Raw genomic sequence first — 22121 nt, forward strand, 5'->3', positions numbered from 1 at the left:
GTGGATCGGCGCAATGGTCAGCGCGGCGCAAGGATGCGTCGACCCGGTGGCCGCGACAACGCGACTGGCCGAGTACGGCGAGAGCGTGATGACGCTGGCGCTGCGACCGTGCAGCTGGTTGAGGGCGGTGATCCGGGCCTTAGCGGCGAGGGCGCGGTCGGGGGGCGACGGTGGCGAAGGGCTCTGGCGTGGCGGGCAACGCGCTTCGTCGTCTGGCGCGTCGCCACTGACGAGGAACTCCGATTCTTTGCCACCAAGTGCGCGAGTACGGTCCGAAGCCGCACACTCGGTAGTCGTGGGCAGAGCCTCGCCGGTGATCCTTTCCGAGGAGGCTCTGCCCACTGCTGGCGGATAGGTTGGCTATCTCATAGGCGCGGGTCCTGCTGGACCTTCAGGGCGTTGAGGATCGGGTCGCTCTCGCCGATCTCGCGGCGAAGCTCGACCTTCAGATCGCCACCGGCGTGCTCGACGGTGACCGTGTTCACGTCCGCGGTCAGCGCACCCACCTTCGCCTGCACGTCGTGGTCGTAGAGCACGACCTTGCCGTCGATCAGAACATCGAAGGCACGCTTGCCGGCCTTGACCTTCTCGATCTCCGCGAAGTCGAGGCCGATCCGGTACTTCCCGGCGGGGGCGTTCTTGAACACGTAGCTGAACGTCTCGCCGGTCCGCTGGGTGCGGAACAGCGCGTCGTCCTCGGTGCCGGCGATGTCGGCCTTGGTGGCACGCGCCTTGCCGCCGACGTAGCCCCACGACCGCGAGCCGAGCTGCTGGTCGGGCGCCCAGACGAAGCCGTCGGCGCCGACGTACCCGGACCCGCCGGCGTCGACGCCCTTCCAGTAAGCCGAGGTCGCCAGGCGGACCGGCTTGAACTGGGCTTCGCCCTTGCCGGCGTTCGACGCCACGAGCACGTCCCCGACGAGCACGCCGGGCTCGACGTTGGCGTTGTCGGCCGTCGCCGTGACCGTGGTGGACTCGCCGGCCGCCAGCTTGACCGTGCCGGCCGCGGCCGCGCCCGTGAGGGTCAGCCACGGAAGGTCGGCGGCCTCGTGCCCGTCGTCGCTGGTGCGCTTCTGCTCACTGAGCCGCACCTCGAGTGGGGCGGAGCCGGTGTTGGTCACGGTCACGTCGGCGGTCGCCTTCTGGTCCTTGTCGAGGAGCCAGTCGAAGTCACCTCCGGTGATGGTGGCGACGCCCGTGGTCAACGCCGTGTCGACCACCTCGGCCTGATCCTTCTTGGCGATGGTCACGGGGTGGCTGGCGGTGACATAGTTCGGCGCCGACACCTCCACGGTGTTCTCGCCGACCAGCGCCTGGGCCTTCCACCGGCCCTTCTCGTCGGCGGTGATGACCCGCTCACCGCTCGGCCCCTTGAGCGTGACGATCGCGCCCGCGATCGGCTTGCGGTCGTTCGCGTCGGTGACCGTTCCCTCGATCGTGCCCGCGGCCGGGAGGGTGTACTCCAGCCCCAGGCCGGCCTTGAGGATGGGCTGGTTGAAGGAGTACTGGCTCGCGGGGTTGCGGTTCAGGCTCTCCAGGCCCACCGTCGCCGACGACCCTCGGGTGAGGGGGTTGTCGCCGCCGACGCCGTCGCCGTATCCGATCTGGACCCGTCCGTCCGCGATCAGGGTGACCGAGAAGCTCACGCGAGCCGTCCGGTCGTTGTAGAAGGTGACGTTGCGCCATTCGATGACCTGCGCCGCCAGCCCGTCCACCTCGGTCGTGCCGAAGTAGATGCCTGCCTCGTCGTCGACGATGAGGTCGTCCCAGAGCGGATAGATCGCGTCGATCGGACTGGGCGACGGCAGTGCGGTGTTGTTCCCCAGCGTGCTGGCGCGGTCGAAGGTCAGCGTGCCGTTCGTCGTCACGCACACCCCGTCCCAGGCCGTGTCGTAGAAGGGTTGCAGGAAGCTGGAGTCGAACCACAGCACGCCGCAGAGGTCATCGCCGTGCCACCCGGATTCCTCCGTGCCCTGGCGGTAGAGCCCGTCGGTCACCTTCATCGAGTACGAGCGACCGGCGGGGGCCACCGGCACGGGGCCCGGCTCCGGCTGCTCGGGCTGGGGCTCCGGCTCCGCCGTGTCTGCGCGCGGGTCGAGCGTCACACGCAGCGCGGCAATGGTCGGGGCCTTTAGGCCCTTCGAGCCCCGCAGCTCCACGGTCAGCGGACCGCCCTCGTGCTTCACGACGGCGGTGCGCCAGTCGGCGGCGTTCGGCCCCACGGCCGCGGCCGCGTCGTACGCGTACTCCGTCAGCGTTCCGTCCACGAGGACGTCGAACACCCGCTTGCCCTTGGCCACCTTCTCGATTTCGGCGAACCCGAGATCGATCGCGTAGGTGCCCTTGGGCGCGTCGGGAAAGCGGTAGAACAACTGCTTGTCCGGCGTGGTGCGCTGCGACTGGAACAGGGCGTCGTCCGTCGTGCCTTCGATCCCGGCCTTCGTGGAAGCGACCTTCGTCTTCCCCTCGTAGCCCCACGCCCCCTTGCCGCCGGCCTGGTCGCCGGACCAGGTGTAGCCGGAGCCGTCGGTGAACGAAGGGCCGCCGGCGTTGACGCCGACCTGGTACTTCGTGGTCGTGAGCGTCACCGGGACGTAGGTCTTGGACTGGCGTCCGGAGTCGGACCTCACCACGATGTTCGCACCGAGGACTCCTGGCTTGGTGTCCTTCGAGGAGATCGAGACCTTGACGGTCGTCGACTCACCCGGGGCAAGGGTGCCGCCGGTCGAGGAGAGCGACAGCCACGGCAGGTCGGTGAGCAGGTCGTCCTCGACGTCGACCAGCACGACGTCATCGGCGACCTGGTCCGCCGCCCACAGCGCCCCGGTCGAGTCGGTCTCGAGGCCGCCGCCCTGGCCCGCCTTCTGGCCGGGGAACCACCACGCGTTCACCAGCGAGCAGTCGTCGGGGTCCACCTGCAGCAGGCGGGTGGGCCTGTTCGAGGTGAGGTCGGTGTACCAGATGGTGTCGGACGCCTGGTTGTAGGCCAGGCCCATCACCTCGGGCAGCGGCGGGGCGCAGAAGGACAGCAGCGCACCCGCGTTGTCGTGCGACGTCCCGGCGACGGTTCCGATCATGCCGTTCCTTCGACCGCCGACGTAGAACACGTCCTCCGTCGGGTTGTAGGCGAGTCCGGTCAGCTGCAGCGTGGACCAGTCACCCTTGATCTGCCGGGTCTCCTTCCCGGTCTCCCGGTCGAAGCAGTGGATGTAGCTGGCCGGGCTGTCCTCCATCTGGCACATGTCACCGGTCTTGGTGTCGAGCGCCATGTCGAACGCCCGGTACGCGGGGTTCCACGACGCGTCGAAGACCTTCCCGGTCGGCTTGCCCGTCACCGTGTAGGCGGTGTTGGTCCGCGCGTTGTAGTCGTGGACCCAGACGTCGCCGTCGTACCCGATGCCGGAGGGCTCCTTGTTTTCGATCTTGCCCGGGATGGCGATCCGGGTGATGACCTCACCGCCGGAGGTCGCGCCGACCTTGCCAGCCGCCTGTGCTTCCGCGGCGCTCGCCGTCGCCGCCTTGCCGTCGACGTTCGACGGCTTCATGCCGCTCGCACCGGCCTTCCACGCGGTGAGGTCGATCGTGCTGTCCGCACCCTTCCCGGTGCGCCCGGTGGCGCCGGCGGCGTCAAGGTCGGGGTGGCGCGCGGCCTCGCCCAGGTTGTACGTGAGTGGGGCGGAACCGTTGTTGGTCAGCGTCAGCGAGCCGACACCGTTCTGGTCGGTGCCCAACAGCGCGTCGAGGCCGTCAGCCTTCAGGCCGGCGACACCCGTGGTCAGACGCGCGTCGATCTTGGCACTCGCGTAGAGCTTGTCGAGGGAGAAGGGGTATGCCGCGGTCGTGTAGTTCGGCGCGTCGACCGTCATGGTGTAGTCGCCCACCGGAAGCTGGCGATGCACGATGCCCGTCCCGTTGGTCGTGACGGTCTCGACGAGCCCATTCTTGTCCATGAAGGAGACCTTGGCCCCGGCCACCGGCAGCCCGTCGTTCTGGTCGACGACGGTCGCGTCGAGGTACCCGAAGTCAGGCATGTCGTAGGTGACGATCATCTCGTCGCGCAGCACCGGGGCGCTGTCGGAGAACCGGATGCCGTCGACACCGGCCCAGCCCTGAATGCCGGTGATGGCGTGCGCGCCGGCGGTCACCGGGTCGTCGGTCCCGATGCCGTCGCCGTACCCGAAGATCACCGTGCCGGAGCGGGTGAGCGTGGCCGAATAGCTGACCGGCTCCGTGTACTCCGACCGGTCCGGATAGGCCCAGAGTTTGGCGTTGCGGAACTCGACGACGAACGCGTCCTCGCCGTTGACCTTGGTGGCTGCCGTGAAGACTCCCCCGCCGGGGGCGAACTCGACCGGGGTCTGGACGTAGAACGGGAAGATGCCCGCACCGCCGCTGCCGGGTCCGGTGGAGGTGTCCGGGGAGATCACGCCGCGCAGGCTGATACCGAGGGTGTCGTGGCTGCCGTTGTAGAGCGCGATCGGGAAGGGCAGCTTCACCGTCGCCCACACGCCGCTGGTGAACGCGACCGGGTCGGTGCCGCGCAGGTACTCGCCGTCGGAGACGGCGCAGCTGTAGCCGCCCTTGTCGACGACGAGCCCGACTGGGATCTCGCGCGACTCGTTCTGTGCGCCGACGATCAGCGGGACCGTCGTGGGCGAGAAGCAGGCGTTGGGCTTGATGCCCAGCGTGTACCCGCCCTCGGGGACAGCGGCGATCGTGAACGCGCCGTTGGCATCCGTGCGTACCGGCTTCAGCGGCGTGTCCTTGACGGAGACGTCGGCGTTCGGGACGGGCTGTTTCTTGTCGTCGACAACCCTGCCGCTGATGTCGTGCCTAGCGGCGGCCGTGAGCGGCAGCTTGACGGAGGTGTCCTGGCCGAGGGAGATCGTGACGTTGGCGGTCGCGGTCAGGTAGCCGAAGACCTTGGTGCTGAGCTGGTAGTCGCCGACCGGGAGGTTCGTCGTGAACCGGCCGTCCTTGTCGGTTCCGATCGACCGGCTGAACGGCCCGCTGATCGTCACCTCGGCAGCGGGGACCGGGACGCCGTTGGCGGTGACGACACCGGTGAGGGTGCCACCCTGCCGGGGCGCGAGCTCGAGCAGGCGGACGAGGTCGAGCCGGCCCTCGCCGTACTTGTTGTTGACCTCGGCGGTGCCGCCGCACTCGGTGTCGTCGACGTCGACGGCCGACTCGGCGAGCAGGCGGCGGGTCTCCTCCACCTGCCCGATGAGGGTCGGGTCGTAGCTCCACAGCGCCGCGACGGCGCCAGCCACGTGGGGGGCCGCCATCGAGGTGCCGGACATCTCGGTGTAGCTGTTGTTCGGGTAGGAGGAACGGACAGCGACGCCCGGAGCGGAGATCTCGGGCTTGATCCGGCCACCTTCACCCTCGCCCTTGCGGGAGAACGACGCGAGCGTGCCGTCCGATGAGTAGGCGCCGACGGAGTAGGCACTCTCGGCGGAGCCGGGCGAGGAGACGGTGTCGCAGGCCGCGTACGGCGTGGTGTTGCCCGATGACCACACGCTGAAGACGCCCGCGGCGCTCCAGGCCTCGTCGATGGCCTGGAAGAAGCCGTTGAAGCTGTGCTCGTCGGTTTGGCCCCACGAGTTGTTGATGACGTGCGGGCGCTTGGACGGGTCAGGGTTGTTCCCATCCACATCGGTCGGGGCGAGCAGCCACCAGCCGGACTGAAGCAGCGTTTCGACGCCGGTGCTGTCGCAGCAGCCGTTTGTCGCGATCCACTGCGCGTCCGGCGCAACGCCGACGTGGTTGGTTCCGTCGTCGCCGACCATGGTGCCCATGGTGTGCGTGCCGTGTCCGTTGTCGTCGCACGGTGCGCCGGTGCACGTGCCCCGGGTGGCCATCCAGTTGTAGTTGTGGTCGACGGTGCCGTCGGGCTTCGTGCCCCGGTACTGGTGCATCAGAGCGGGGTGGTCGAATTGGACGCCCGAGTCGAGGTTGGACACGGTGATGCCCGCACCGGTGGCGCCCATGGCCCACGCCTGGGGGGCATGGATGGCGTCCAGACCCCACGAGACGGTGCCATCTTCGGCTGCAGCCTTCGGGGCGGCAGGGCGGGCAGCCTGGTCAGCTGGGATCTTCTTGTCCACTGGCTCGACCAGCGCGACCTGCGGCGTCGCGTGGATCTCGGCGACCTGCACCCTCGAGGCCACGTTAAGGGCGAGCTTTTCGGTGCCCCCCTTGACGAACACGGTGTTGGCGATCGGATAGGAGGTGTATTTGACGCCTGCCCGGTCGAGTTCGGTGGAAACAGATGCCAGGGAGTTCTTCGCCGCTGCGGTCAGCGCGTCGTAGACGAACTGACCACGAGCGGTCCAGTCGGTGATCTTCTTCGCCGACCCGAGGTCGGCTTTGGTGTCAAACGTGATCCAGAAGTCGGACGCCGGCTCCGTGCGGAAGCGGTCCTTCAGGTTCGACGCGATCTTGTTGGCGGCAGCGCCAGGATCCGGCTCAGCGGCGGACGCCGGAGATGGCTGGATCAAGCTCAAGCTGACCACTGCGGCCAGCGAAGCCGCGAGGGCTTTGAGTCTCATATGAGTCCTTGGCCTACAGGGGTTGATAGGGGTCGTGGTTTTTGTGGTCATCGGCACCGTCGGCACCGTCGGCGTCGGGGGCGCTGACGCGCGCCTCGCAGGGCAGCTCGGGTGGTGGCGGGTGCTCGATGGCGGCGTCGTCACGCGCGACTGGTCGCTCAGGCATACATTGCCCTACGGCTATGAATCATGGAGTCATGCTCGAGGGGGCGAGTGGCCGTCGCTATCCAGCGGATACGTCAATTTTCACGACGGGTCGTCGAGGGAGTCCTCTTCTGCGAACACTCCGGCCTCTACCGCCTTGACCGCGAGCGCGGTCCGGGAGGTTACCTTCAACTTGCGCATCGCCGCACGCAGCTGTTGATCCACCGTGGCCGGCGACTTGGCCAGGATCCGGCCGATCTCCCGGTTCGTCTTGCCGGCGACAACCAGTTGGACCACGTCGAGCTCGCGCGGTGAGAGCTGGTCGCCGTACCCTCGTCGGCCGCCGCGCCACAGTCGCGGAACCTCGGCGCCGTGTTCGCGAAGCCGCTGTGCGACACGGTCTGCGTCGCCGCGGGCTCCGAGCCTGAACAGTTGCTCGTACTGTGCGGCCAGCAGCTCTCGACCTTGTTCGATCTGGCCTTGCGCTATGAGCGCCTCGGATTGACGCTCGCGGGCGAGCATGGCGTCGTAGGGGCGCGGCAACGCGCTCCAGGCGTGCGCCGCCCGGTCGTATGCCGTCGCCGCCCGGGCGTGGTCTCCGGCTGCGGCGACCAGCAGGGCACGGCATACGGTGAGGGCGGCGCGAGGCGCAGGCGCCGTACGGCCACGCAGCCCTCTGGCGAACTGGTCGCCCAGGCGTGTCGCGGCCTTCAGGTCGCCTGCGGCGAGGTGCGCCTCGATCCGGGCGGGCACGAGGTCCGTCGCCCAGACCCAGATGCCTTTCCTCCGGACGGTGTCCATCGGCTCGTTCGTGATCTGCAGCGCCCGGCCGCTGTTTCCGTCCGTCAGCCACAGCCTGGCCAGCGCAGCGGCGGCCTCCATCGTGTCGTCGGCTGCGCCGAGACGGGCAGACTCCTCGAGGACCAGCCTGAACTGCTCCTCCGCAGCGCGCCGCCGTCCGGCTGCGGCTGCCAGCCGGGCCGCGAGGCGAATGCTGCCGAGGTAGTGCGCCGGCCGGTCTCGGTCGGCATCGGTGAGTGCCGCGCTTCGCTCCGCGAGACCCTCCCACCGGCCGGTGAGCCACGCCAGGTTGGCCTGTTCGAGTCGGACGTTGTGTTGCAACCGGGACGCCTGCTCGGCCTCGGCAAGGCGCATGGCCACGGCGAGGTGTTCTTCCGCGTCGGCGTACCGACCCCAGATCAATGCGCCGGTCCCGACATTTGCGTGGATGCGGGCCACGTCGAGACGCTCCGCCGAGGTCGCGCCGTCGATGGGCAGGCCGGCGACGACGTCCCAGGCCTCCTCTTCGCCGAGCATGAGCAACGCCGCGGCTCGGTTGCCGGCCAGGTTCAGCCGCTCTGCGGGAGAATCGAATTCGGCGGTGAGCTCAGCGGCGCGATCCAGCCAACGCCGATGGGTCGACGCCGGCCACGGCCCCGCATAGGCCCATCCCAGATAGGTCATTGCCCGAGCCGCCTCGACCGGCTCATGGTCGAGGTTGGCCACCGCTTGCTCGAGCTCGCTGAGTGCGGCCTGCGCCTCACCCCCGGTGATCAGGAGCCGACCCAGGGGGTTGCGGATCTCGGCCTGCTGGCGCGCGGAGAGACCGGGGGTCTCCAGCACCGAGCGCAAGGTACGGATCACGCGGTGATAGACCTCGTCGACCGGTTCACGACGGCCCAGTGCGGCAACTCCGGCGATGCGCGCAACTCGTGCCCGATCCGTCGGCGGCAACACGGCCCACGACAACAGATCGACCAGCAAGTCGACCGCCTTGGTGTGGTCACCCGAGGCCATGGCCAGCTCGGCACCCTGCTCGGCGTACCGCGCCCAGGACTGCGTCTCGCCCGCCTCACGGAAGTGGTGGGCAAGGCGTGCGACAGGCGGCGGATGGATGTCCTCCAAGGCCCGGCCGGCCAGCAGGTGGAAGTGTCTGCGGTCGGTCAACGGGATCGCTTCGTAGACAGCCGTGGCGGCGAGCACATGCCGGAATCGCCACTGGCCGCGGTCGTCTCCGTCCAGGACGCCGGCGTTGGCCGCCTCCGCGATAGCGCCTCGACACGCAGCTGGTGACAGACCGGCGGTCACCGCGATCGTGTCCACCGATGACCGCTCAGCCAACGTAGCCGCGGCTCGCAACACCTGCTGCGCCGTCGGCGACAGACGGCCCACCCGCTCCCGGGTGGAGTCGCGCACCGTTGGCGGCACCTGTAGCTCGCGCAGCTTCAGCCGGACCCACTGTCCTTCGCGGAAGACGAGGTCGGCGCGGTCGCACATGAGGCGAACCGACTCCTCCAGCGCCAGAGGAACGCCACCGGTCCGCTCGTGCATGAACGTCGTGAACTCCTGCGATATCGGGTTGCCGTCCAGCATCGAGGACACCAGCGCTGCCGTGTCGTTGGGTCGCATCGGCGCCAGGGCGATCCTCAGCTGGGTCACGCCAGCAGGCAACCGGGACGTCAGCCGCAGCAACAGCGATCCGACGTCCACCTCCTCCGGCCGATAGGAGATCACGAGGCTCGGCCCGTGCGATTGCTGTCGGGAGGCGACGAACAGCAGGAACTCCAAGGTCACCTCGTCGGCCCAGTGAGCGTCCTCGAGCACGAGAACGTCGACACGCAGAGCCCGCAGCAGCTCGTCCAGGGCGCGGAACAGGCGATGCCGTGCCGCCTTCGCATCGTCCAAGGGCTGCAATGCGGGCGGCAGGTCCGAGGACCATTCAGGGAACAGGGGCCGTAACGCACCCGCAAGCTCGGTGAGCCGCAATCGCGACACCGGGCGGTCGATCCCACGGAACGCGTCGACGATCGGCCCCAACGTCAGCGACTCGCGAAGCGGTGGGCACACCGAGACCAAGGCAGTGCGCTGGTCCGGCGCGGCCAACCACTCTCGCAGCAGTCGGCTCTTCCCGATCCCCGCCTCGCCCTCTACCAGCACGATCGCCGGTGGCCGGGCCAAGGCGACCCGAAGCGCCGCCATCTCCCGATCACGACCCACGAAATGCGGCGTAGAAACGGTCGGTGAAGTCCCGTCGTCCTCGGGCGAGGGGTCGAGCATGCGTGATGATCTCGCTTTTCGATGCTCGGGCGCAACGTGTCTGGTTCTGAAAGTTCGGGAATCGTCGGACCCAACGGCGATCCATCATGTAGTCCACAGTAGACATATCGCCTGGCCGAGCCACCCGCCTACCCCCTCCGACCTGTCCGACGCCCGCTGGGCGCTGATCGCACCACGGCTGACCGCCTGGCGCCAGGCCCGCACCGACGCCGGGATCGGCGGACGTACCGCCACCCATCTGGCTGTCGGACTTCTCGCGCCCACGACCGGCATTGTCGACGTCCTCGGCGGGCGGCCCGGGTCCAGCCAGGCGCAGCTGGCCCGGGTCGGGTTCGTCGCCCAGGATGCACCGGTCTACGCCTCGCTGTCGGTCGCGGACCACCTCAAGTACGGCGCGCGGCTCAACCCCGGCTGGGACGCCGCGTACGCAAAGCGCCGGATTGAAAGGCTCGGGCTGAACCTCGGCATACGGGCCGGGAAGCTGTCCGGCGGGCAGCGTGCGCAACTGGCCCTGACCTTGGCCGTCGCCAAGCAACCGGAGCTGCTGATCCTCGACGAACCGGCCGCCAGCCTCGACCCCCTGGCCCGACGTGAGTTCCTTCAGGACCTGGCCGAGGCGGTCGCCGAGCGCGAGATGAGCGTCGTGTTGTCCTCGCACCTGGTCTCCGACCTGGCACGAACGTGCGACTACCTCATCGTGCTGAGCACGGCCCGGGTGCAGGCGGCCGGCCCGATCAAGGAGCTCCTGGCCGCGCATCGCTCGCTCACCGGACCGCGCGGCGCCGCTGTCCCAGCGGACTGGCAGGTCGTCTCAGCCAACCACGGCGACGCCAGGACCACTGTCGTCGTCCGCGCGGAGAACCCGCTGCACGACCCGGCTTGGACCGTCTCGCAGGTCGGACTGGAAGACCTGGTCCTGGCCTACCTGAGCCAAGGCCGTCGAACCGATACGGAGCCGGCGAAATGATCTGGCTGTCCTGGCGTCAGTTCCGTGTGCAGGCATGGGTGGCGATCGGCGGCCTCGTGGTGGTCGCGATCGCGCTCGCCGTCACCGGCCCTCACCTGGCGCATCTGTACAACACCAGCGGGCTCGCCTCCTGCGTGGCCGACAACGACTGCGAGTCGGCTCAGACCGCGTTTTCCATCGCCGTGCAGGCCAACGACGCCTACGCGCTGCTGTACTTCGCCGGCATCGCGATCCTCTACCTCGCGCCCGTCGTCATCGGCATGTTCTGGGGCGCGCCGCTGGTAGCCCGGGACCTGGAGGCTGGAACCTTCCGCCTGACCTGGACCCAGAGCGTCACCCGCCCCCGCTGGCTCGCCGCCAAGCTCGGCGTCGTCGGCCTGGCCGCCGTGCTGGCCGCGGGACTGCTCAGCCTGGCCGTGACCTGGTGGTCCAGCCCGATCGACCAGGCCAACGGACTCCCCGGCCAAGACCAGGGCATCGGGTTCCCCAACCGGTTCATGCCCCTGGTCTTCGGCGCACGGGACATCGTCCCGATCGGCTACGCCGCCTTCGCCTTCGCCCTCGGCGTCACTGTAGGAATCCTGGTACGGCGAACCGTACCGGCGATGGCCGTCACGCTCGCCGTCCTCGCCGCGGTGCAGATGGTCGTGCCGATGTCGGTCCGCGCCCATTACCTCCCGCCCGCCCACACCACGACGGCGCTCACCCTGGCCGCCGGAACCCAATACCAAATAGGGATTCAGGGCAACACCATGACCGTGTCCACGCCAGTGACCATCCTTGGTGCCTGGATCACCTCCGTCCAGACCGTAGACGCGGCCGGGCGTTCGTTCACGGGGACCGCGCCGCAAGCCTGCCTGTCCATGACGAACTCGCAGGCGGACTGCCACGCCGCGATCAACCAGCTTCGTCTCCAACAACTCGTGGCCTATCAGCCCGCCGGTCGCTACTGGACTTTCCAGTGGTACGAGACAGCCATCTATCTCACGCTGGCCCTCGCCATAGCTGGGCTCTGTGTCTGGCGCATCCGTCGCTTTCGCCTGTCCTGACAGCCAGGTCGACCACCGACAGCGCGACCCACGTCCGTCGTGGTTCGCCTGGTCAGGCCGAGTCGCGTTCGATGATCGACGACGGGTCCGGTGGCAGGTCGCCGGTATCGAGTCCGAGCACGCTTCTCGCCGCGCGCCGACCGTATCCCACCGCGTCGATGTGGACCGTCGTCAGGGCGGGCGTCCACAGCGCGCCGTACTCGGTGTCGTCGAAGCCGATCAGCGCAACGTCGTCCGGCGCCGACAGGCCGAGGTCACCGAACGCCGTGAGCGTCCGCAGCGCGACATCGTCGTCGAACGCCGCGATGGCGCTGACGGAGGGTCGCTGGTCGACGAAGGTACGGAGGCGGTCGCGGGTCGTGCGGCGTGCTGCGCCCCGGGCCCGGGAGGACATGCGGGGGCGACTCTGCAATCTAGCGCGGCTGACCCGATCCCTATGGTCAACACTTCGGAACAGTCACTTCCCGGACCCGCCGACTCCCAGCCTAGAACACCGCTGCTCGCCGTCTCTTGACACAGAGGGGTGCCATGAGCGGACGTCACCCGTCCACTAATCGCGACGGGCCGAGCCGCCCGAGGTCGCCGACGTCACCGGTCGACGCCGCACACCGGGCTGTGGTCACCTCCAGGCCGTGGAAGCAAGCTAACGTGAGGTTCCCCCGCGCGGGATCACGCCGAGACCCGGGCCGCGCAGAGACTTCACCCATCTCTGGTGCGTGCCGGTCCAGCCGCAGGGAGCGGACATCGGACGAGGCGGCCGGGGCCGTGGCCATGCTCGAGCAGACTGCCGCTCCATGTCGCCCGGGGCGGTCAGCTCAGCGGCGGCGCAGCCGTTCGTCGTCGAAAACGATCTCGATCAGCGGGCTGTGCTTGAGCCAGTCCTCCAGGCGCTGGCGCTGGGTGACGCGCATGCGCAAACCGGGCTCGTCCTGCAGGGCAACTACCGCAGTCAGTACGCGATGGCGCACCGCGGGATCCTTGACCGGCACTGCCGTGGCCGGCAGGTCCGCCCGAACGCCGTTCTTGAGGTGGAAGGTGAAGTGCGGGTGCGCCGACAGGTTGGCGTGCCAGCTTCGGGGCACCGGCATCCCGCTGAGGTACCAGCGGCCGTCGACATGGTGGAACCAGATCTCGATGCGCCTCGGGCGGCCGGTGCGCCGGCCCAGGGTGGTGATGTCGATGGTGCGTGCCTCGCGCGGCGAGCCCGGGCCGATGGCCAGAGCGCGCCTGACCGCGCCCACGTCGTAGCTTCTGTCCGCGGTGTCGGTCATGGTCGGCTGCCTCACTCGTGCCTGACGGAAATGGCTTTGGGGCAAGTCAACCGTCACGGCGGGAGGGCTGGTAGGGACATCCTGGCGGATCCTTGCACGATCCTGCCCACGCGCAGGCACAGCACGGCGACGAGCCGGGCAGTTACGCAAAGGCCAACGCTCCCCTGCACGGCGGTCAGTGGCGGGGCACGGCTGACACGGCCCATGCCCCGTCCATCCAAGAGGATTGGGCAAGAGGCGAAGAGGATCATTCTTTTCGCGGGCCCGGCACAGCGGTCTCATAGAAGGGCCACACTCCCCACGGATTCCGACGAATCCTCGCGCCCAGGAGGCACACCATGAAGGTAGCCGTCGTCACCGGTGCAAGCTCCGGCATCGGCCAGAGCGCCGCCCTGCAGATCGCCCGGCGCGGTACCGGCGTCATCCTGACCTACAGCTCCAACGAACAGGGCGCCAAGGACACCGTCGCGCGGATCGAGCAGCAGGGCGGCACTGCCGTGGCGCTGCACCTGGATCTCGGCGATACGGCGGGATTCACCATCTTCCGGGAGACCGTTGCCGAGGTGCTGCGCGAGACCTTCCAGCGGGACTCCTTCGACCACCTGGTCAACAATGCCGGATTCGCCGGCATGGCGATGATCGAGGACACCCGCGAGGAGGAATTCGACCGGCTCACGGACGGCCTGTTCAAGGGGCCCTTCTTCCTCACCCAGGCCCTGCTGCCGCTCCTCGCCGACGGCGGCGCCATCGTCAACCTGACCAGCAACTCCACGCTGCCCCAGGTGACCGCGCCGGGATACTCCGTCTACGCGGCTCTCAAGGGCGCCGTGGCGGTGCTCACCCGCTACATGGCCAAGGAGTTCGGTCCCCGCGGCATCCGCGTGAACTCGGTCGCACCGGGAGCCACCGTTACCCGCTTCGCCGACGACGCGTTCAGCAAGAACACGCAGATCATCCCGGAACTGGCGAAGACCTTCACTCTCGGCCGCGTCGGCGAGCCCGACGACATCGGCATGGTCATCGCCATGTTGGTCTCCGAGGAAGGCCGGTGGATCACCGCCCAGGACATCGAAGTCTCCGGAGGTCAGAACCTCTGAACTACTCCTGCTGTGAGCTGTGAGCTGTGAGCCACGCCAAGCCCTTCCGTCCACACACGCCGCCCACGGCTCACTCCGCGACGGGCCAAGACAGCCGCCCACAGGCCGCCCTGCCTGGTGGGGGCACCTGCGGAATCATGAATGTGTGCCCAATCCTGCCCGGCCAGCGACCCCGTGTGGAGGTTCGTGCAAAAATGAATTCATGTCTGCCCTGGACGAAATGCGTGAGCTTCTTAACCGGCATGCGCGGCCCGACATGAGCACGGCGATCGACGGCATTCAGGTATGCAAATTCACCCATCCGAATGCTTCGGCGGCCGGGATGTCCGGGACCGTGCTCGCAGTCATCGCCCAGGGCGGCAAACGCCTCGCCCTGGGCGAGCGCCTCTACGAGTATGGGCCCGGCGAGTACCTGATCGCCTCTGCCGACCTCCCCGTCACCGGCCATGTCCTGGACACCGGGCAGCCCACCCTCGGCTTCGGCATGACTCTCGCTCCCTCAGCCCTTGCTGAACTCCTCCTGGAAGCCGACCCCCGAGACCTGCCGGCCACCCCACGCACCGCATCACCCGGCATTGCCGTCTCCACGGCCTCGCCTTCACTGCTGGACGCCATCGTGCGCCTGCTGCGGCTGCTGGAGCAGCCTGCAGACCGCAAGATCCTCGCTCCCATGGTTAAGCGGGAAATCCTCTGGCATCTCCTGCGCGGCGAGCAGGGAGTCGCCATCCGCCAGCTCGGTCTCGCCGACAGCGGACTGGCCCACATCAACCGCGCCGTGCGTCAGATCCGGGAGAACTACGCCACCGCCTTCCGCGTGGAGGACCTGGCGGAAATCGCCGGCATGAGCGTTTCCGCGTTCCACCGCAACTTTCAGACCGTCACAGGAATGAGCCCCATCCAGTTCCAAAAACGCATCCGCCTGCAAGAAGCCCGGCTCCTGCTCGCCAGCCGCCCCACAGACATCACCGGTGTGGGCCTCAGCGTCGGCTACGACAGCCCTTCCCAGTTCAGCCGTGAATACCGCCGCATGTTCGGCACACCACCCAGCAAGGACACCCAACTCCGCACTCCGCCAGCAGAACTCGTCACTGCGCTGCCCTGAGCTTGACCCTGTCGGGGATCTTGGTGTTTCCCGGTGCGGCAGCATGACGGACTAAGGCCTCCGTTTGGCCCTTACGCTTGGCGGACCGGCGGGTTCCGGTGAACTACGGACCGCCTCGTCGATGTCGTGCTCGGTGATGAGTGCGGGAAACCAGCTGACGTCCTCAGGGGTGCCGTCCTGAGTGCCGTGGTTGTTGTTGGCCATGTCAGCGGCCCGTTGTGCATCGTTGAGGGTGGTCAGCAGCGCAGCATCCCCCGGCCGGATGCCGAGCTTGTCGAGTGTCTGGGTATCCAGCCGGTAGCAGAGCCAGCTGTGGAAGCGGCCGGCGTCAAAGCCGAGTACCTCGAATCCGAGAATCGTGCCGGGTGGAGCGGCCGCAGGTTGCGCGAGGTTCATCCGGATTGGATGCGGAAGGTCGCCGATCCACATCTCGATCATGGTCGCCAGCTCGGTGGCCACCGTTGCCGCCACGCTCATGCTCAGCACGTGAGCGGTGCGGGAGTCCGAAGGCGCGTGCCTGACGGCATTAGCTGCGTGTTGGAAGGATCGGTGCCACGGCTCGAACAGAGGCTGTTGCCACGGCTCGATGTCCCGGTCCGTCGGGAGAAAATCGGCGAGGCAGTCGCTGACAGTGGGGACGACGCGCGGTAGGTCGGCGGTCCAGTCCTGTCCGGCTGGTATCCAGCGGAAGCCAGCTGCGAACCCGGCGAGCGTGTAGCTCTCGGTACGCGTCACCTGCTCATGATCGACGAAGCCGAGGTCCGACGCAGAGGATTATTCGCTGGTGTGCCGTTCCGGATTGGATTCCAGGAGCTGGCGGGCAGTGGTGGCGTAGCGGATCGCGGTCTTGGCGTCGAGGCCGAAGACCGCAGCCAGGTGCACCGGGTCACCGCCGTGGGCGAGGGCTTTTTCGAGTTGTCGGTCTCCGCACAGACGCTCCAGGGTGGGCGGTGTGGCTGCGGAGCGCGTTCTTGGTCCAGAAGGTGCTCACCGGGCCGACCTCCGTCGCGGTCTGCTGGTTGATCAGGAGGTATGGATTCGCGGTGCCTGGCCAGCGGCGGTTCCGGTGATCCAGCCATTGGCGCAGGAGTTGGTGGGTGAGGTCGTCCAGTGGCCGGACCCGGCCGGCGACGACGATGCGCCGGTTGCCGAGGTCGACGTCATCAAGGCGCAACGCGCGGATCTGACTGGTGCGCGCAGCGTGCATGGCGGCCAAGGCGAGCACGAGCCGGCCGCAGGGGTGGTCGCGGCGGCGACGGCCTGGTCGACGTTCGCTTCACGGTTGTGGCCAGGGCGGCATCGATGAAGCAGACAAGTGACCAGGTCCACTCACCTCCATGGGATCGACGACGGATCATGTGCTACGGTAGCCGAGTTGCAGTTTTGATTTCCGTAGACGTTTTCCAGCGCCTGATGGGGCATCTGAAACCCATCCAGGCGCTTTTCGTTTTTCGTGTCGTTTCGACGCGGGTGATCAACGCGGCGGCGTAAGGGTCCGCACAGTGCGGTCTCTAACAGCCTGCGAGGAGCAGACATGACTACAGGTACCGTGAAGTGGTTCAACGCCGACAAGGGCTTCGGCTTCATCAGCCCGGACGACGGCGGCGCCGACGTCTTCGCCCACTTCTCCGCGATCTCGGCGAGCGGCTTCCGCAGCCTCGACGAGAATCAGAAGGTGGAGTTCGACATCACCCAAGGCCAGAAGGGCCCGCAGGCGGAGAACATCCGCCCGCTTTGATCCACACTCTGCGAACGGCGGCCCGACTGATTCAGCGGGCCGCCGTTCGGCGTTTCATGCGCTCACCACGGCATCTCAAAATCGTCTGATCGGCAGAAGTCCGGCCATCTCGGTGTAGCCAGTGGGTGGCGCAAACGAGCGCCGCAGCACCAACGCTGCCTGTGGCCGAAATGGATCGGCTACTCACCCTCGCAGCTGTCTAACCAGACAGCTCAGCGGACCGAGGCGATTTGAACCCACGAGAACCTCATGTCAAGCCTCCTCCTTCAAGGCTTGTCATTGGTTGTCAAAACCCCTTGTTACCAACCGTAGCCGCCCCGACCTTGTCATTGACTGTCAGAAATGGGCGCTGAGCTGCACAGACACGATCCAGCAATGATCGCATCTTGTCACTGGTTGTCATCCGCAGGCGGGGTTTTCGGGGGGTAAACGGGGGCAGGCCGACAGGGCGTCGCCAGGACCCCGCCGCACCCCACTCCCCCACCATGGGACCTAAGGTCACCGAGAAAACGACCCATCGCGACCCGCCTACCGTAGGGATGGGGGTTCGTGTCGGTGGGGCGACACGATCTATTGCCCCACCACCGGCGATGCACTTCCCAACGTCGGCAAGAGCTGGAAGAGCGTAGGGTCGGCGTGCAGTGAAGGACTTCGCGCCCGCCGCGCGGGTCTTCCGTCACCTGCACGCCGCGATCAGGCGAGTACCACGCTGCACGTTCACCGACCTGCTCCAGGAGGTTCGATCATGTCCAAGGACTCGACGACCAAGGCGAACGTCAAGAAGAAGGGTAAGACGATCAAGGAGAAGCAGACTGCGAAGCGCCTGAAGCGCGACGAGCAGAACGGGCATTCCTCAAACATCGTGTCCACCGGGCGCTGACGCCGGCAGCATCGCTCAATTGTCCGAATGCGGCGATGAAGGTGGGGGCTGACGATCGTCGGATCCCCACCTGCCGCTGCGGCTGTAGAGCTGCGCGAGCCACAGATCCGGCAGTTCCGAACCCTTGTGCTTGCCTCGCGCGCGCAGGTAGCGGCTGATGGCCCGTGCCGTCTTCGGCCCGAATCGCAGCCGGCGGTCCTTGGCACCCTTGCCGTGGTAGTGCACCGACTCCGTGTTGAGGTCGACGTCATCGAGCAGGAGGTTGCCGACCTCCGACAGACGCGCTCCGGTGTTGTAGTACAGGCGGATGATCGCCTCGTCGCGCAGGTGCGGAAAGGTCTCGCCCTTGCAGGCGTCGAGGAGCTTCTTCGTGTCCTCGTCCCGCATGATCGGGATCAGCTTCTGTGGCGTCTTGGGCTGTCGGACCCGATCCATCGGAGAACGGTCGATGTCCTCCTCAGCCAGCAACCACTTGAAGAACTGCTGCAGACCTTTGTGCTTGTTCAGCGCGGTCGAGGGCGACCGGGTCTCGATCATCCACGCCTGAAACGCCTCCGCATGCCCCCGGGTCACCTCGGTGGGGTCCTCCGCAGCGTCGGCAGCATCGGGGTCGGGCCAGTGCTCGGCCAGGTAGCGGGCCAGTTGCGCCGCGGCGAGCAGGTAGTTGTAGCGCGTCGTCTCCGGGTAGTTGCCCGCCCGCAGCGTCCGGTCTCAGTCGCGCAGGTATCCCGCCCAGGTCGAGGACAGGTCGGCGGTGAGCTTGTTGAGGTCCAGTAGAGGCATGTCCGGTCACCCGTCGAGTCAACGGGTCGATAAGCGGCGTGCTCGACCTCGACGAACCACCTTGAACACGAAAAAGAGGGCTTCCACAGGCTCTGACCTGTGGAAACCCTCTCGCTGTCGGGACGGCCGGATTCGAACCGACGACCCCTTGACCCCCAGAGATCGGCAATACGGCCCCGTTTGGCTCCCACCGCTGGTCGACGGTCTGATGGTGGTCACCGTGGTTCCACTCGGTGCCGTCGGTTGCTGTACATCGCTGCTGTACCGCTGCATCCGCACGAGCTACCACCACCCGATCCAAACTCTCTCCCCCGCCGTCCTTGCCCGACTCCTCAGGTGGAACTGAGTGCCTTGCATCGCGTAGCTAGGGTGGGCAGCCGTGACCGAACCGACTGGAGAGCCAGCTTCCCACGACGAAGACAAAGAGTCCCCTGACGGCCTCTCCACCCGCACTCGCATAGCTGCCATCATCTTCGGGCTCGCTGGCACTGGCACCGGCGGTTGGGCAGTCTTTTCTTCCGACAACCAAGCAGGGACAGCAATCCTGCTCCTCATCGGTGCAGTTCTCTTGCTGGTTGGAGTGCAGGGAACACCGCTCCGCCGCTTCGGGCACGGTGACAGCAGCATCGAGCTTGCCGCTGTCCAACGGCGAGCTGCACGCGCAGTCGAGAGGGCAGCGCAGGAGCAGCCTCCGGAGGTCGCCGCGGCAGTTGCCGAGGCCGTAGAGACAATCACCCATCAGGTGAGCCTGCCTCCAGAGCAGGTCTACGAGGCCGCAGTCATCGACGCAATGCGGCGAACCGGAGCCTCGATCGACCCTACTCACCGGCCCGGCCCCGGGGACAAAGGCGTCGATGCCCGCGTCCAGGTGGGCACCGGGAAGGTTAACGTCCAAGTCAAACTACGTCGCCGGGGATCACTGGGAGCGAGAGACATCGAGCTTGCAGCCGCTAAGGCCCGATGGTCTGGCTTCGATGGCGGCTTCCTGCTAGTCACGAATGCTCCGCTATCCGACGACGCTCGGGCCTTCAATGCAGCGTTGTCACCCACCGGAGACGGCGTCGAGGCCATTACCTGGAATGACTCTCGAGACGATGGCCTCTTGGCGCGGGCCCTCGCCCGCAACGCCCGCTAGCCATCCCGTCGGCCTTCGTCCGCACACCGTGGAGCGGGTGGGGCCTGCCCGGTCAAGGTGGAGCACCCACCGTCTGAACGACCTTGACCGGGCAGGTCCTGCCCGCTCGGCTCTGCCCGGACGGAGGGTGTCGGGATGGCGCCACCATCCCGGAGTGCCCGAGGACCCCGCCGGAGGCACTGCCCTTGTACCAACCAACACCGAAGCCCCGGAACTGCCCGTACTCATGGCGGCCCGGGGCTTCGTCGTATGTCGCGCCGCCGGCGGGCTATCACCGACGCGCTGGCGGCCGAAGGCCAGAGGCGCGGCGGCGGGCCATCGGCCCGGCCCAGGTTCGGCGGCGCGAGCGGCCCGCGACGCGGGCCGCCTTGATCTCGTACAGAAAGTTCTCACAACCGACAGATGGCCAACGTGTCCAGTCTCGGGACCTGCATGACGCATCGGTATCAGGACCTACGTGACACTCCGCCGAGTGTGGTGGAGATGAGCGTGATGGAACAGCGGTATCGAGCCGTCCACGACGTGCTTGCCGGATCCACGGTCACGGACGTCGCCGAACGGTTCGAAGTCTCCCGCCAAGCGGTGCACCGCTGGCTGGCCTGGTATCAGGACGAGGGCCTGGAAGGGCTTGCCGACCGATCCAGCCGGCCGCGCTCCTCGCCCCCTGTTCTGGGCGGTTCATGATCGAAAAGTTCGGCATCCACCCCACGCCAACCGATGCACCGCCTGACCAAGCAGCTCCATAACAGTCGGAATCCAGCCCCACCCAGGGCATTCGCCAGGACTTGTAGCCTGAGCCGTAAAAGATCGTCTAGCCGGACGTGTCACCCACGTCCCGAGACTGATCTGTCACAGACGTCCGGAGACCCGACATCGCCGGCAGCCAGCCTGTCTGATTGCAGAACCTGCGTGACAGTGCGCCGTGTGCTGGTGGAGTTTGCCGCGACGGAGCAGCGGAATCGCGTGGTGCTGGAAGTCCAGGCGGTGCGTCGACGACGGAGATCGCCCGAACCGCTGGGAACGTCTCGGCTGTGGACCGCTGGTGGACTGGCACCATATTAGGCGTCCGGGTCCGTATCGGCCGGTTGAGTAGGAAGATGCGCCTATGGGGCATATCTTGGGGATTCGGCGACCGGTGCCGATTGGCGAGGCCCAACGCACTACCCCGTTTGAGGTCTTCTTCGACCTGGTGTTCGCGTTCGCCTTCATCCGCGTGGCCACGTTCATGGCAGGGTCGCCGACGCCGCTCGTCCTGGTGCAGGGCCTGGTGTTCCTGATGCTGCTGTGGTGGCCCTTCACTACCTTCGCCTGGCTGGCCAACCGGGTCCGCGCCGACGTGGGCCTGGTCCGCGCCGGGCTGGTCGTGGTGATGGCCGCAATGTTGGTGGCCGGCTTGATCATCCCGTACGCGTGGGGGCACGGCAGGTGGACGGTGTCCGAAGCGCTGACGGTGGCGGTGGCGTACATCGTGATCCGGATCGTGTTTTACCTACTCAATTGGCACGTGGCCGTCGTTAACCCGCGAATCCCGGCGCCCGGCTTCCGCTATGCCATCCCGATCGCGGGGGGCTGGATTCCGCTGCTGCTCGGGGCGGTGCTCGGCGGGGCCACACAAACGCTGTTGTGGGCCGCAGCGTTCCTCATCGACTGCCTCGGTACCGCGTGCGTCTCGGTGTTCAGCAGAGAGCGATTTCGGTTGCGCAGTGCTAGCCACCTGTGCGACCGGCATGGCCTGTTACTGATTATCGCCCTGGGCGAGTCGCTGATCGCGGTGGGCGCCGGCGCCGGATCGGCGGTCACCCGCTGGCCGGTCCTGATCGCCGCACTGCTCGCCGTGGCCATTGCCACGGCCCTGTGGTGGCTGTACTTCGAGAACGCCGCCGCACCGGCCGGACAGGCCCTGGCGCGCCTCCCCGACCAGGACCGCGTCCGGCCTGCCATCAACGCCTACAGCCTGGCCCACTTCCCGCTCATCGCCGGGATCATCTACCTGGCCCTGGGCATCGAACTCGTCCTCGAGCACCTGGCCCACCACCCGTCGCAGCATCCTGCCGGGGCGCCGCTGGATTGGACCTCCACAGCAGCCCTGTTCGGCGGCCCGGTCGTCTACCTCATCGGCCGGGGCCTGTTCCTCCGTTTCACCGTCGGACACACCCCACGCGCCCAAATCGTCGCGGCCGGCATCATGCTCGCACTGCTTCCCGTCGCCCGGAGCCTGCCCGCCCTCGGCGCCTTCGGCGTGATCACCGCTGTCCTCGCCGCCCTCGTCTGCTACGAACGCATCATGTGGCAGCCGACCGCAGGTGCCAGATGATTACCCACCCACACCCCATACCGTGAAAGA

The 22121-nt window shown here is 67.5% G+C and carries 16 protein-coding genes; 10 read left to right on the plus strand and 6 right to left on the minus strand.

Annotated elements, in window-relative coordinates:
- Window positions 1-365: 365 nt before the first annotated feature.
- The gene (locus tag ACFY29_RS27070; RefSeq protein ID WP_386990683.1) at window positions 366-6554 is read right to left on the minus strand and encodes a S8 family serine peptidase; all 6189 of its coding nucleotides are present in this window, start codon (window positions 6552-6554) and stop codon (window positions 366-368) included.
- A 246-nt stretch (window positions 6555-6800) separates the two neighbouring features.
- Window positions 6801-9755 carry an ATP-binding protein gene (locus ACFY29_RS27075; protein ID WP_386990685.1) on the minus strand — a complete coding sequence of 985 codons (2955 nt, stop codon included), beginning with the start codon at window positions 9753-9755 and terminating at the stop codon, window positions 6801-6803.
- Between ACFY29_RS27075 and ACFY29_RS27080 the strand changes: the two genes are divergently transcribed.
- Window positions 9754-10722 (plus strand): ATP-binding cassette domain-containing protein, encoded by a 969-nt coding sequence (locus ACFY29_RS27080; protein WP_386990687.1) that lies wholly within the window; start codon window positions 9754-9756, stop codon window positions 10720-10722. The genes ACFY29_RS27075 and ACFY29_RS27080 overlap by 2 nt on opposite strands.
- A complete protein-coding gene (locus ACFY29_RS27085) occupies window positions 10719-11771 on the plus strand; it encodes an ABC transporter permease (RefSeq protein WP_386990689.1) in 1053 nt (350 codons plus the stop codon). The genes ACFY29_RS27080 and ACFY29_RS27085 overlap by 4 nt, the downstream gene beginning before the upstream one ends.
- Window positions 11772-11823: 52 nt before the next feature.
- Here the strand turns inward: ACFY29_RS27085 and ACFY29_RS27090 are convergent, their stop codons facing one another.
- The gene (locus tag ACFY29_RS27090; protein ID WP_386990691.1) at window positions 11824-12165 is read right to left on the minus strand and encodes a substrate-binding domain-containing protein; all 342 of its coding nucleotides are present in this window, start codon (window positions 12163-12165) and stop codon (window positions 11824-11826) included.
- A 421-nt stretch (window positions 12166-12586) separates the two neighbouring features.
- Window positions 12587-13042, minus strand: a complete 456-nt coding sequence (locus ACFY29_RS27095; protein ID WP_386990693.1) for a nitroreductase/quinone reductase family protein — start codon at window positions 13040-13042, stop codon at window positions 12587-12589.
- A gap of 338 nt (window positions 13043-13380) precedes the next feature.
- Here ACFY29_RS27095 and ACFY29_RS27100 point away from each other — a divergent pair, with 338 nt between their 5' ends.
- Window positions 13381-14139: an SDR family NAD(P)-dependent oxidoreductase gene (locus ACFY29_RS27100; RefSeq protein ID WP_386990695.1), complete on the plus strand. Its 759-nt coding sequence runs from the start codon at window positions 13381-13383 to the stop codon at window positions 14137-14139.
- 202 nt (window positions 14140-14341) lie between these two features.
- Window positions 14342-15241: an AraC family transcriptional regulator N-terminal domain-containing protein gene (locus ACFY29_RS27105; protein ID WP_386990697.1), complete on the plus strand. Its 900-nt coding sequence runs from the start codon at window positions 14342-14344 to the stop codon at window positions 15239-15241.
- A 51-nt stretch (window positions 15242-15292) separates the two neighbouring features.
- Here the strand turns inward: ACFY29_RS27105 and ACFY29_RS27110 are convergent, their stop codons facing one another.
- Entirely contained in the window at window positions 15293-15976 is a 684-nt protein-coding gene (locus ACFY29_RS27110; RefSeq protein WP_386990699.1) for a hypothetical protein, read from the minus strand.
- A 217-nt stretch (window positions 15977-16193) separates the two neighbouring features.
- Here ACFY29_RS27110 and ACFY29_RS27115 point away from each other — a divergent pair, with 217 nt between their 5' ends.
- From ACFY29_RS27115 to ACFY29_RS27125, 3 genes are all read left to right on the plus strand, one after another.
- Complete coding sequence (locus ACFY29_RS27115) at window positions 16194-16547, plus strand: hypothetical protein (protein ID WP_386990701.1); 354 nt, start codon at window positions 16194-16196, stop codon at window positions 16545-16547.
- Between the two features lie 228 nt (window positions 16548-16775).
- Window positions 16776-16979, plus strand: coding sequence for a cold-shock protein (locus ACFY29_RS27120; RefSeq protein WP_013283833.1), 204 nt, complete (start codon window positions 16776-16778; stop codon window positions 16977-16979).
- Window positions 16980-17724: 745 nt separating this feature from the next.
- Window positions 17725-17859 carry a hypothetical protein gene (locus tag ACFY29_RS27125; RefSeq protein WP_272618018.1) on the plus strand — a complete coding sequence of 45 codons (135 nt, stop codon included), beginning with the start codon at window positions 17725-17727 and terminating at the stop codon, window positions 17857-17859.
- Window positions 17860-17874: 15 nt separating this feature from the next.
- On the opposite strand, the gene ACFY29_RS27130 is transcribed toward ACFY29_RS27125, so the two are convergent.
- A complete protein-coding gene (locus tag ACFY29_RS27130) occupies window positions 17875-18561 on the minus strand; it encodes a tyrosine-type recombinase/integrase (protein WP_386990834.1) in 687 nt (228 codons plus the stop codon).
- 460 nt (window positions 18562-19021) lie between these two features.
- Here ACFY29_RS27130 and ACFY29_RS27135 point away from each other — a divergent pair, with 460 nt between their 5' ends.
- The 3 genes from ACFY29_RS27135 (at window position 19022) to ACFY29_RS27145 (ending at window position 22091) form a co-directional block, all read left to right on the plus strand.
- The gene (locus ACFY29_RS27135) at window positions 19022-19777 is read left to right on the plus strand and encodes a restriction endonuclease (RefSeq protein WP_386990705.1); all 756 of its coding nucleotides are present in this window, start codon (window positions 19022-19024) and stop codon (window positions 19775-19777) included.
- A gap of 483 nt (window positions 19778-20260) precedes the next feature.
- Window positions 20261-20461, plus strand: a complete 201-nt coding sequence (locus tag ACFY29_RS27140) for a helix-turn-helix domain-containing protein (RefSeq protein WP_386990707.1) — start codon at window positions 20261-20263, stop codon at window positions 20459-20461.
- Between the two features lie 451 nt (window positions 20462-20912).
- Window positions 20913-22091, plus strand: coding sequence for a low temperature requirement protein A (locus tag ACFY29_RS27145; RefSeq protein ID WP_386990709.1), 1179 nt, complete (start codon window positions 20913-20915; stop codon window positions 22089-22091).
- Window positions 22092-22121: the final 30 nt, after the last annotated feature.

It is taken from the genome of Micromonospora sp. NPDC000668, from assembly GCF_042897975.1.
Lineage (GTDB): Bacteria > Actinomycetota > Actinomycetes > Mycobacteriales > Micromonosporaceae > Micromonospora.